This window comes from Haloarcula sp. HT12 (assembly GCF_055271655.1).
Genome location: NZ_JBUXKW010000003.1, coordinates 371,451 through 383,202, shown reverse-complemented (window position 1 = coordinate 383,202; position 11,752 = coordinate 371,451). Strand labels below are relative to the sequence as shown.

Genomic DNA, 11,752 nt, shown 5'->3' with positions numbered 1-11,752 from the left:
GTTTAGAGCCGCAACACCGACGCCGTCAACAGCGACAGTCCGAACGGGAGCCACGTCCCCGACAGTGCAAGCGCCCCAACGAGCGAGACCGCACTGATATTCAGCGTGAAAAGCAGCACCGTCGTCGTCAGACTCCAACTCCCGAACACCATGATGGCGATGGTGGGTTCGGACTGGAGGTAGCCGATCATGAAGACGGTACAGATACCGATTGTCACGTTGACCCACAGCGGGAACGCCGGCAGCAGCGCGCTGAACAGCATCACCGGGTAAAGCGCGAAGGTGATGGCAAACAGCGTCAGCCCCCGGCCGGTGGGCATCTCCAGAAGCGACCCGCGGGATGGGGTGTCGGTCTGGCGGACGGAGTACGCGGACGACGAACTCCATGTAGCGCCGCTACCGCCGCTGTCGCCGAAGCCGCCGGTCGCAGTAGCGCCGGAGCGCTGGGTCGACGCTGTCGCAGACGCGGTCGCCGTCTCGCTGGTCGCCGCGGTCGACTGGTCGTTGCTCGACGACGTGTCGGTGTCGGCGGTCGAGCGCCCGTTTCGGTCCTCGGCGACGCGGTCTCTGGCGGCCCGCTCGCGCCGTGCCCGCTCTCTGGCGCTGGTTCGAGACGCGCGTCGGTCGGTGCTCGCTTCGGTTCGGTCGGCAGCCGATGCAGACCCGTCATAGCCCGCTCGTCGTGCCGCTTCCGCCGCGCCACTGCGGCCGCCGTCTGCCGCGCTACTTTCGCCCGCGACGTAGGCCTCGTGACCCAAACGGTCGTATCGCGCCCGCTCGTCCTCGTCGGTGAGCACGTCACGGGCCTCGATGAGGCGCTGGGTCGCCTCGCCGGCGTCGGCCGCGTCGCTCACGTCGGGATGGGTTTCCTTCAGCCGCTCCCGATAGGCCGCTTCGATGGCCGCCGTCGACGCGTCGGGTGAAACGCCCAGTACCTCGTAAAACGTCTCCGTCATGCCGGGCGTAGCCCCTGCAAGCGAGCGAGCGACGCTAATTGCCGGCGACCGCGTTCAATCACTCGTCCTCGACGCCTCCCTCTGATTCTGTGCCGCGTTCGTACGACGCTGAAGGTCGCTGATAGTCCCCGGCGGATCCAGCCGACTCCGACTCTCGTGCGCGCGCTGTGGCGAGCCGTTCCAGCGCCGTCGCGATGCGTTCCAGAATGAAGACGAATCGCACGAACAGGTACAGGAGCCAGGGGACCAGGGCTACTATCAGGCCGAGCAGAATCTGCTGGACGATAACGACACTGTACACCAGGATCACCACCGAAAGGACGCCAAACAGCGCCAGTATCGGTTTCCGGTTCCGTGTGGAGGGCATCGCTAGTGGGTTCACGTGTGCGACACCAAAGCGTTTGCTCTGGTGTGAAAGCGCGTGCGAAGAACGTCCGTCGTGTGGGCGCGTACGAGGAATCTTTTTGCGACGGCCGTCCCGAGCCACGGTATGGTCTCTGAGCTATTCGACCCGGAGCGGTGGAGTGCCATCGACCGGTTCGACTTCGCCGACATCACCTATCACCGCTCGACCGACACCGGAGCAGTGCGTATCGCCTTCGACCGGCCGGAGAAACGCAACGCCTTCCGCCCGGAGACGGTCGACGAACTCGCGACGGCGCTTGACCACGCCAAGCGACAGACCGACGTGGGCTGTGTCATCCTGACTGGGAACGGGCCGTCGCCGAAAGACGGCGGCTGGGCGTTCTGTTCCGGCGGGGACCAGAGCATTCGGGGCGAGAGTGGGTACGAATACAGCGAGTCCGACGACACGGACGAAAGCGACGGCGTGACCGACGACGCTCCCGAAAACGTCGGCCGGCTCCACATCCTCGAAGTCCAGCGCCAGATCCGCCACATCCCCAAGCCCGTCGTCGCCGTCGTCCCGGGGTGGGCCGTCGGCGGCGGCCACTCGTTGCACGTGGTCTGTGACCTCACGCTCGCCAGCGAGGAGCACGCGAAGTTCCTCCAGACGGACCCCGACGTGGGGAGCTTCGACGGCGGCTTCGGCTCGGCGTATCTCGCGCGACAGGTCGGCCAGAAGAAAGCCCGGGAAGTGTTCTTCCTCGGGAAGACCTACGACGCCGACGAAGCTGCCGACATGGGGATGGTCAACGACGTGGTACCCCACGAGGACCTAGAGAACACCGCTATCGAGTGGGCCGAGCGGATGAACGAGAAGTCGCCGACGGCGATGCGGATGCTCAAGTACGCCTTCAACCTCGATTCGGACGGCATGGTTGGCCAGCAGGTGTTCGCCGGCGAGGCGACGCGGCTGGCCTACATGACCGACGAAGCCCAGGAGGGGCGGGACGCGTTCAACGAAGGCCGCAAGCCGGATTTCGACGACGTGCCGTGGCACTACTGATCCGGCGGAACGGACAGAGACGGAAGCAACTGCGCGCTCAGTCCTCGTAGGCCAGCGTCATGACCCACTGCGAGAAGGTGTCGTCGTGGGGGTCGACTTCCTCGTCGCCGATAAACGGCGAGAGCTGATCGCCGGCCATCAGAAGCGAGAAATCGAGGTCGCGGGCCGCCGGGGTCAGATAATAGGTGTTGTGGCCTTCGTACACCGTCTCCTCGCGCTGGATGAGGTTCTTTTCGAACAGGGACTCGACGATGCGACTCCCCTTCCGCGAGGAGACGTCGAGTTCCTTCCAGAAGTCGCTCTGGTGGATGCCGCCGGACTCCCGAATCAGTTCGAGCCCGGCCCGCTCGCCGTCAGAAAGGTCCGCCTCCGACGCTGCTGAACTCATGTATTACTCATACCGTGAGTCGGCCGCTTAAATCTGACCTTCGACCGGGCGGTAGGGCGTCCGGCAGGGTGGCCCGTCCGCGTACCGATACTCGCTGTCGGCACCCAGCGTGATGAGCGACGACGACCGCGTGCCGAAGCCGTTGCCGTGGACGCAAACGCCGTACTCGTGATCCGAGATTGTCTCGCCCGCGCGGCCGATCCACTCGTCGACAGGTTCGCCGGGCTTCGGAACCAGTGCCTCGTGGAGCCGCGTCGCGTTGTTCGCCTGTTCTTCGCCGGCGTCAGGCCGAGTGGCCGGAATCCGGTAGTCGCCGTCCGCGCCGACGTTGACGACGACGTGGACGCCGGGTTGGAAGTTTCGGACAGCGAGCTGGCCGTCCCATTCGAGCAGGACAGCGGCGTTCTCGTCGGCCAGCAGGAGATTGAATCCCGCGTACTCGGCCGCTCTGGTGGCCTGTTCGACGGCGCGAGCCGCGGACTCCGCGCTCTCGTGGCTCAACGCGTCCCGGACGAGCAGGCCGCGCGAGCGGTCACCGGCCAGGTCGGCGTCCACCCAGCGGTTCGTCACCGCCGCGAGCAGGCCGTGCTCGTTGTAGCCGATCCACGTCCCGTCGGCTTCCTCGTCGGCCGGTGCGACGACACGAGTTCCCCAGTAGCGCTGTTGTGGCGGCTGCGACGGCCTGTCGAGCCGCTCGTCGCGGTTCGCCGCGACCGCGACCGGCGTGCCGTCGAAGACCTGCCACGCGAGGACGATTGTACACACAGACCGGGATACGCTATCGACGTAGAAAACCGCTTGGCCACAGCCGCCACACTACCGGGTTGGTTCGCTCTCCTCGCCAGCAGCCGTGAACCGCGACCGGACGGCGGCTCGGTCGACAGTCCCCGACGCCGTCCGCGGGAGCGCGTCGGCGATCCGGACCGTTTTGGGGACCTCGTACGGCGCGAGTCGCTCGGCGCAATGCTCGCGGACGGTCTCAGGCGTCACATCACCCACGACCAGTGCGGCGACGCGCTGGCCCCACTCTTCGTCGGAGAGTCCGACGACGGCCGCATCTTCGACCGCGGGGTGGTCGCGAATCGCCGCTGCGACCGTGCTCGCGTCGACGTTCTCCCCGCCGGTCACAATCTGATCGTCGACGCGGCCCTCGATCCAGAGGTGGCCATCCGCGTCGCGGTAACCGATGTCGCCGGTATGAAAGCCGTGGTCGCCGAACGTATTGCCGTCGCCGCCCAGGTAGCCCGGGGTCACCGTGGGGCCGTCGACGACGATTTCGCCGCGTTCGCCGGGGTCGCAGGGGCCCTCGTCGCCGACGACCGTCACGTCGGTGAACACGAGCGGCTGGCCGACGGTGCCGGCGTGCTCGAACGCCGTCTCCGGCCGCGCCGTCGCTATCTGTGACGCCGTCTCGGTCATCCCGTAGGTGGGACACACCGGCACGCCCCGCTCCCGACACCGCTCGATGAGACCCTCGCTGGCCGGGCCGCCGCCGAGCAGGACGAACCGGAGCGAGGCCGGCGGCTCCCAGTCCCCATCCAGCAGCCGCGAGAGCATGGTCGGGACCAGCGAGACGCCCGTCACCGACCGGTCGGCGATGACCCGCTGTGTCGCTTCGGCGTCGAACGAGCGCTGCACGACGACCCCTGTGCCGTACAGCGCGCTCCGGACGAACGGAGCCAGTCCGCCCATGTGGTAGGTCGGCAGACAGACCAGCCAGCGGTCCGACGGCAGGACGCCGAGGCGGTACGACGACGCGACGGCGCTGGCGACGAGGTTGCCGACCGTCAGGCGGACGCCCTTGGGCTCGCTGGTCGTCCCCGAGGTGAAGATGACGAGCTGTGTGTCCGTCCGGGAGAGGGTCGCCGGCGTCACGTCGGCGGCTGTCTCGTCGGCCACAGTCTCTCCCGCTGTCCCGTCAGTGACGGCGGCCGCTGACAGGTCTTCGTCGACCGAAACCACCGGGCAGCCGCCGATGTCCGCCGCCAGCGAGGCGGTGCTGTCCCCACAGACGAGCAGGTCGGCGTCGACCATCGACAGTTGCGCTCGGAGACTCTCGGCGTCGAGTTCCACGTTCAGCGGTGCCAGCGTCGCGCCCAGTCGCATCGCCGCGAACAGGAGTGTGCCGACCGCCGGCCGCGTCGGCAGGAGCGTCGCAATGGTGGCGTCCGGGGCGTCAGTCCGCCGGTCGAGTTCGGCAGCCACCGCATCGACAGCGGTATCCAGTTCGCGGTATGTGACCGCCGCCCCCGATTCCGCCGCGACCATCGCCGTTCGGTCTGGCGTCGTATCGGCGCGATGGGTAACCAGGTCCTGCGTCGGCCAGTCGACGGGGTCACGCATCGGGGTTCACCTCCGCCGGGTCCAGGCCGAGGCCGGTTTCCTGGGGAACTGACATCATGCCGTCAGTCACCGTCGTCGGGTCCGGTGCGAGGTCGGACGCCAGTCTATCGCCGGTCGCTAGACCGCAGGCCTCGATATCGGGAACCGCGGCGGCGACGTGCAGCGCCGCGAGACGGGCGACCACAGCGTCGATTGTCGTCGTGACGACGGGCTCGACGCCTTGCTCGCGGGCACGCAGGGCCAGCGTGTGGGCGTTGCCCGGGCCGCCAAGGACCATCGGCTTCAGTATCAGCACGTCGGCCGCGTCGGCATCGAGCACGCTGTCGACCCGGCGGTCGACGAGCGATTCGTCGAGCGCGACGCCGACGCCGTTGCCCCGGAGTGCCGCGTGGCCGGCCAGATCGTCCGCCGGGAGCGGCTGCTCGACGTAAGCCACATCCAGGGGCGCGAGTCGTTCGAAGGCGTCGGCGGCCTGGTCGCGGGACCACGCGCCGTTGGCGTCGGCTCGCAGGGTCACGTCGTCGCCAACGCGCTCCCGGACGGTCCGAACGCGCTTGACGTCCTCGTCGACGCTCCGCTTGCCGACTTTGAGCTTACAGCAGTCGTAGCCGGCTTCGAGCGCCTGCTCGACGGCGTCGGCCGTCTCGGCCGGCGACCCGTCTCCCACGGTGGCGTTGACGGGCACCCGGTCGCACTGTCGGTCGGCGTCGAACCACTGGTACAGCGGCACGCCGTCGGCCTTCGCATCAGCGTCCAGCAGCGCGGTCGCGAAGCCGTGGCGGGCGGCCGAGACCGAAGCGGCGTCCAGCGAGAGAAGAATGTCCGTGTGCCCGCCGACAGCCGCGACAGCGGTCGCGTCGTCGAGCCCCTGCCGGCAGTCGTCGACCGACTCCGTCCAGCCCGGGAGCGGCGTGGCTTCGCCGACGCCCGTTTCGCCGCGGTGGTCGTAACGGACGACGAACCCCGAGCGCTCGCTGATCGTCTCCCGAGCGGTCGCGAGCGGACTCGACAGCGGGAGCGAGAACGGGTCGACGTTCATAGTAGCTGTGGGACAGCGAGTCCCAGCGCGAACAGGACGGAGTGGGCGAACAGCGTCTGCCCGACCCGTTCGAGCGTCGGATTCAGTGCGTCGCCGTCGGTCTGTGTAAGCACTGTTTTCGAGACGGTTGCCGCCAGCGGCAGCGTCAACAGCGGGGCCAGTGCCGGAAGGCCGTATTGGCTATCGAGGGCGAACACGACCGGAACGACGTAGGCCATCCCGACCATGATGAGGAACTCGACGCGGCTCCACCAGTAGCCCAGGTAGACGGCCAGCGTCTTCTTGCCCGCGGCGCGGTCCGTCTCCCGGTCGCGGATGTTGTTGACGACGAGAATCGCCGTCGACAGCCCGGCCGCCGGAAGGCTCGCCGTGACGGCGGCAACGGTGACCGACCCCGGCGGCAGCGTCATCGGGAACGCGCCGACGGCGCCTGCGCTGGCAACGGCCTGCACGTAGTAGGTGCCCGTAACAGCGATGAGACCGAAGTAGACGAACACGAACAGGTCGCCCAGGCCGCGGTAGCCGTAGGGGAGCGGGCCGCCGGTGTAGAGTATTCCGGCGGCGATACCCGAGATGCCAACGACAACGATAGGGAGGCCGCCGACGGCGACGAGATAGACGCCGATGACGACGGCGAGCCCGTAGGTCGCTATCATCGCCCGCTTGACCTCGTCGGCGTCGATGAGACCGCCGGCAGTCACGCGGGTGAACCCCTCGCGGTCGTCCGTGTCGGCCCCCTTCACCGCGTCGTAGTAGTCGTTCGCGAAGTTCGTTCCGACCTGGATGAGCAACGCGCCAACCAGCGCTGCGACCGCCGGCAACGTGGCGAAGACGCCGGCGTGGACTGCCAGCCCCATCCCGACGATGACCGGCGCGGCCCCGGCGGGCAGTGTCTGTGGCCGCGCGGCCATCACCCACGCCTGCCGTTTCGAGACGTCCGCCGTCGCTGTACTCATTGGTGAAAACTGGGGACGCTATCCCCAAAGCGACTGTGGTTCGACGGACACCCGAAATATGACCCGTTCGCGTGACAGCAATACCAGGGGAGTATCACAACCACTATATCATAATTAACCATACGGTAGCCTGAGATGCACAAGCCACTGCTGACCACGGATTTTCTCGACCGTGCGCGGGAATACTACGGGGAGAAGGAGGCTATCATCGCGACAACTGGTGAGCGGTTCACCTACGACGAGTTCGGCGAGCGAGCCGACGGGTTCTCGGCGGCGCTGGCTGCCCGTGGCATCGAGAAGGGGGACCGGGTGGCCGTGCTGGACCCGAACACGCACTACCAGCTCGAAGCGGCATACGGCATCATGCAACTCGGTGCCATCCACACGCCGCTGAACTACCGGCTCGTGCCGGACGACTTCGCGTATATTCTCTCCGATGCCGAAGTCGACGCCGTCTTCGCGGACTACGAGTACGCCGAGAAGATCGAGGCGATCCGCGACGAAGTGCCCACCGACATCTTCGTCACCAACGACACGAACGCCGTCGACGGCGACTGGGAATCCTTCGACGAGATCATCGAGGAGGCAGGGACCGACTACGAGCGCCCCGAGATGGACGAGGACGACGACATCACTATCAATTACACGTCCGGGACGACCGGCGATCCGAAGGGCGTCGTCCGCACCCACCGGACAGAGACGCTCCACGCCTACCTCGTCTCGCTCCACCAGGAGATATCGGACGACGACGTGTACCTCTGGACGCTCCCGATGTTCCACGTCAACGGCTGGGGCCACATCTACTCGGTCACCGGCATGGGCGCGAAACACGTCTGTACCCGCGGGGTGGACGCCGCAGGCATCTTCGACGCCGTCAGAAGCGAGGACGTGTCCTATCTCTGTGGCGCGCCGACAGTGTTGAACATCCTGGCGGATCGCTACGAGGACCACGACGGCGAGATCGAGACGACCGGTGCCAACGACGTTCGCATCGCGACGGCCGGCAGCGCGCCACCGGAGGCCGTTATCCGGACCGTCGAGGACGAGTTCGGCTGGTACCTGAAACACGTCTACGGCGCGACCGAGACGGGTCCGCTCATCACGACCTCCGACGCTCGCCGCTTCATCGAGGACGGCAGCGACGACCGGTTCCGGGTCAAGAAGCGACAGGGCATCGGCTACCTCGGGACGGACGTCCGGGTCGTCGACGAGGACGGCAACGACGTGCCACACGACGACGAGACGCTGGGGGAGGTCGTCGTCCGCGGCAATCAGGTGATGGACCGCTACTGGAACAAGCCAGAACAGACGGAAGAAGCCTTCTCGGACCGCGTCGAGGGGTACTACCACATGGGCGATCTGGCGACGGTCGACGAGGACGGCATGATCGCCATCCGCGACCGCAAGAAGGACATCATCATCTCCGGCGGCGAGAACATCTCCTCGATAGAACTGGAGGACACGCTCTACGAACACGACGCCGTCAGCGACGTCGCGGTCATCCCCGCGCCGAGCGACGAGTGGGGCGAGACGCCGAAGGCCTTCGTCGTCCCGAACTCCGGTGATCCCGACAACCCGGGCGTGACGGCCGAGGACCTCCGAAACTTCACCCGAGAACAGCTGGCGACCTACAAAGTCGTCCGCCGCGTCGAGTTCGTCGAGGAACTGCCCACGACAGCGACCGGGAAGGTCCAGAAGTACGAACTCCGCGAACAGGAGTGGGAAGACGAAGACGAGATGGTCGGCCAGGGGTAGCGACGCACAACGGACCACGCAAAAGTATCATTGAAAAATAACGTTTCGCGAGCCACAAGATAGGACATATTGCACACTCACGACGGCGAGAAGCCAGTTTTCGTCTGCAGAGATGATCTTTTAAGTCACCGTCCTGTAATGTGTGACGACCAGGCAGAGTTATGACTGATCTCGCTGAGACGATACGTATTCTCCACGTCGACGACGAGCCGGGGTTCGCCGACATGACGGCGTCGTTTCTCGAACGCGAGGACGACCGGTTGGACGTTCGGACTGCGACGAGCGCCGCGGCGGGACTGGACATCCTGGCCGATACCGACATCGACTGTGTCGTCTCCGACTACGACATGCCCGAACGGAACGGCATCCAGTTCCTCGAAGCCGTCCGCGAGGAGTACGACGCTCTTCCGTTTATTCTCTTCACCGGCAAAGGCTCCGAGGAGATCGCCAGTGACGCGATCTCGGCCGGCGTCACCGACTATCTGCAGAAAGGGAGCGGTACCGACCAGTACGCGGTGCTCACGAACAGAATCACCAACGCAGTGGAGTCCCGGCGTGTCAAACGCGAGCGCAACCGCCAACTCGACGCCATCGAGACCGCAAAGGAGGGGATCAGCATCCTCGACGAGGGCGGGCAGTTCATCTTCGTCAACGAAGCGTACGCAGACCTCTACGGCTACGATCCGGACGAGATGGTTGGTGAGCACTGGGAGATGCTGTACCGGGAGGAGGACATCCCGCGCATCTACGAAGATATCGTCCCGACGGTCGAGGAGACCGGGTACTGGACCGGAACGACGACTGGCCTCCGTGCCGACGGCAGTACGTTCACCGAAGACCACGTGCTCGCGTTGACCGACCGCGGTGAGCTGGTCTGTACGGTCCGGGACATCTCCGACCGGCGGGACGGCCAACAGGAGCTCTCCCGAATCAAACGCGCCATGGACGAGGCTCCCATCGGTATCACGATCACCGGCCCCAAGCAGGAGGACTGCCGGATCAGCTACACCAACAGGGAGTTTCTGGAACTGACCGGCTACACGGCGTCGGAAGTGCGCGACCGAAACTGCCGGTTCCTCCAGGGTGAGGAGACCCGGTCCGAACCGGTCGACACGATCCGGAGGGCGATCGACGCGGACGACCCCGTCTCGGTTGAACTCCGGAACTACCGGAAAGACGGGACGATGTTCTGGAATCAGGTGTCTATCGCCCCGGTCCGTGACGACGACGGAACGGTCGTCAACTACGTCGGGTTCCAACAGGACATCACCGAGCGGAAGGAACACGAACACCGCCTCAAAGCGCTCAGCGAGTCGGTACAGAATCTGATTCGGGCGGACACGCGCGAGGGAGTCGCCGAGATCGGCGTCGAGACAGCGCGAACTGTGCTCGGCCTCGAAGCGAACACGATCCACTTCTACGACGAGGCCGACCGGACCCTCGAACCAGTCGCCGCCTCCGATGCGATATATGACTTGATAGACGACTTGCCGACCTTCACGCCCGGAGATAGCATCGCATGGCGCGTCTACGAGTCAGGCGACGCGCTCGCCGTCGATGACGTCCACGTCGACCCGGACATCTACAACTCGGACACGTCGATCAAAAGCGAGCTATTCCTCCCGCTCGGCGAACACGGCATCCTGATCGCCGGCTCGGAGACGGCCGCGGCGTTCGACCAGCGGGACGTCGTCCTCGGGGAGATTCTGGCCGGCAACGTCACCAGCGCGCTCAAGCAGGTCGAAGGGACCGAACAGCTGCGCGACCACGAGCGGGAACTCAAACAGCACAACGACCGGCTCGAAGCGTTTACCAGCGTCGTCTCCCACGACCTTCGGAACCCCCTGAACGTCGCCCAGGGACGGCTGGAACTGGCACGCGAGGAGTGCGAGAGTGAGCATCTGGCCGCTGTCGAGCGGGCCCACGAGCGGATGGATACGCTGATAACGGACCTGCTCACGCTGGCCCGGGATGGGGAGACCGTGACCGACCACGAATCGGTCGCGCTTGCGCCGCTCGTGGACAGTTGCTGGACGAACGTCGAGACGGCCGATGCGACGCTCGTCATCGAGGTCGACCGGACCGTTCTGGCAAACGAGAGCCGTCTGAAGCAGTTGTTCGAGAACCTCGTTCGGAACGCGGTCGAGCACGGCGGCGCGGACGTGACCGTCACGGTCGGCGAGCTAGAAGACGGGTTCTACGTCGCGGACGACGGCCCCGGCATCCCCGAAGACGACCGGGAGGCGGTGTTCGAAGCCGGCTACTCGACGAGCGCGGAGGGGACCGGATTCGGGCTGAGTATCGCCAGGCAGGTCGCAGAGGCCCACGGCTGGGAGATCAGCGTTCGTGACAGTGCCGACGGCGGCGCACGGTTCGAGATCACTGGCGTCTCGTTTTGTGAGGCGTAACGACTTCCGGTAGGAGCTGTTCGTCCGCAAAAACGGCAGCAGACCAGTTCCGTTAGTCTTCGAGCGCGTCGGCGATGCGGTCGAGCGACCGTCGCACGTCGTGGACTTCGTCCCGGAGCTTTCGGATCTCGCGGGTGAGTTCCTCGTTGTCGCTGCCGCCCGATTCCTCGTGTTGCCCTGGCGGGCCGCCGCCCATGCCGCCGGGGCCACCCGGACCGGGGCCGCCGGGGCCGCCGCCCATCATGCCGCCCATCATCTGCGCGAAGGGGTTGCCCCCGCCCATGCCGCCGGGGCCGCCGCCACCGCCCATCATCTCTTCCATGCGCTCCTCGCGGCTCATCTCCTCGCCGTCGCCCTCGCCTTCTTCGCGCTCCTCGGCGCGCTGTTGTCGGATCTCCTCGACCCGCTCGCGGAAGGACTTCTCCTCGCCGCCTTCCTCGGTCGCGTCCGCCGATTCCTCAGCGTCTTCGGGTTCATCATCTGCCATACGCCCGGCTTT

The 11,752-nt window shown here is 66.3% G+C and carries 11 protein-coding genes; 3 read left to right on the top strand and 8 right to left on the bottom strand.

Annotated elements, in window-relative coordinates; genetic code table 11:
- Positions 1-2: 2 nt before the first annotated feature.
- Both ACY9XZ_RS11570 and ACY9XZ_RS11565 read right to left on the bottom strand, forming a co-directional pair.
- Entirely contained in the window at positions 3-956 is a 954-nt protein-coding gene (locus ACY9XZ_RS11570; RefSeq protein ID WP_463457182.1) for a J domain-containing protein, read from the bottom strand.
- Between the two features lie 58 nt (positions 957-1,014).
- Positions 1,015-1,323 carry a hypothetical protein gene (locus ACY9XZ_RS11565; RefSeq protein ID WP_463457181.1) on the bottom strand — a complete coding sequence of 103 codons (309 nt, stop codon included), beginning with the start codon at positions 1,321-1,323 and terminating at the stop codon, positions 1,015-1,017.
- Positions 1,324-1,446: 123 nt separating this feature from the next.
- Between ACY9XZ_RS11565 and ACY9XZ_RS11560 the strand changes: the two genes are divergently transcribed.
- Positions 1,447-2,364 (top strand): 1,4-dihydroxy-2-naphthoyl-CoA synthase, encoded by a 918-nt coding sequence (locus tag ACY9XZ_RS11560; protein ID WP_463457180.1) that lies wholly within the window; start codon positions 1,447-1,449, stop codon positions 2,362-2,364.
- A gap of 37 nt (positions 2,365-2,401) precedes the next feature.
- Here the strand turns inward: ACY9XZ_RS11560 and ACY9XZ_RS11555 are convergent, their stop codons facing one another.
- Genes ACY9XZ_RS11555 through ACY9XZ_RS11535 form a run of 5 tightly spaced genes read right to left on the bottom strand, consistent with a single transcriptional unit; the run spans position 2,402 to position 7,090 of the window.
- Positions 2,402-2,752, bottom strand: a complete 351-nt coding sequence (locus ACY9XZ_RS11555) for a helix-turn-helix transcriptional regulator (RefSeq protein ID WP_137681987.1) — start codon at positions 2,750-2,752, stop codon at positions 2,402-2,404.
- A gap of 27 nt (positions 2,753-2,779) precedes the next feature.
- A complete protein-coding gene (locus tag ACY9XZ_RS11550; protein WP_463457179.1) occupies positions 2,780-3,517 on the bottom strand; it encodes an NRDE family protein in 738 nt (245 codons plus the stop codon).
- A gap of 51 nt (positions 3,518-3,568) precedes the next feature.
- The gene (locus ACY9XZ_RS11545; RefSeq protein WP_463457178.1) at positions 3,569-5,095 is read right to left on the bottom strand and encodes a class I adenylate-forming enzyme family protein; all 1,527 of its coding nucleotides are present in this window, start codon (positions 5,093-5,095) and stop codon (positions 3,569-3,571) included.
- Positions 5,088-6,134 carry a mandelate racemase/muconate lactonizing enzyme family protein gene (locus ACY9XZ_RS11540; RefSeq protein WP_463457177.1) on the bottom strand — a complete coding sequence of 349 codons (1,047 nt, stop codon included), beginning with the start codon at positions 6,132-6,134 and terminating at the stop codon, positions 5,088-5,090. Before ACY9XZ_RS11540 ends, ACY9XZ_RS11545 begins: the two co-directional genes overlap by 8 nt.
- Positions 6,131-7,090: a 1,4-dihydroxy-2-naphthoate polyprenyltransferase gene (locus tag ACY9XZ_RS11535; RefSeq protein WP_463457176.1), complete on the bottom strand. Its 960-nt coding sequence runs from the start codon at positions 7,088-7,090 to the stop codon at positions 6,131-6,133. Before ACY9XZ_RS11535 ends, ACY9XZ_RS11540 begins: the two co-directional genes overlap by 4 nt.
- Positions 7,091-7,225: 135 nt before the next feature.
- Here ACY9XZ_RS11535 and ACY9XZ_RS11530 point away from each other — a divergent pair, with 135 nt between their 5' ends.
- Together ACY9XZ_RS11530 and ACY9XZ_RS11525 are read left to right on the top strand one after the other, a co-directional pair.
- Entirely contained in the window at positions 7,226-8,845 is a 1,620-nt protein-coding gene (locus ACY9XZ_RS11530; protein ID WP_463457175.1) for a long-chain-fatty-acid--CoA ligase, read from the top strand.
- A gap of 161 nt (positions 8,846-9,006) precedes the next feature.
- Positions 9,007-11,253 (top strand): hybrid sensor histidine kinase/response regulator, encoded by a 2,247-nt coding sequence (locus ACY9XZ_RS11525; protein ID WP_463457174.1) that lies wholly within the window; start codon positions 9,007-9,009, stop codon positions 11,251-11,253.
- Positions 11,254-11,305: 52 nt separating this feature from the next.
- Here the strand turns inward: ACY9XZ_RS11525 and ACY9XZ_RS11520 are convergent, their stop codons facing one another.
- Positions 11,306-11,740 carry a hypothetical protein gene (locus ACY9XZ_RS11520; RefSeq protein WP_463457173.1) on the bottom strand — a complete coding sequence of 145 codons (435 nt, stop codon included), beginning with the start codon at positions 11,738-11,740 and terminating at the stop codon, positions 11,306-11,308.
- Between the last annotated feature and the right edge of the window lie 12 nt (positions 11,741-11,752).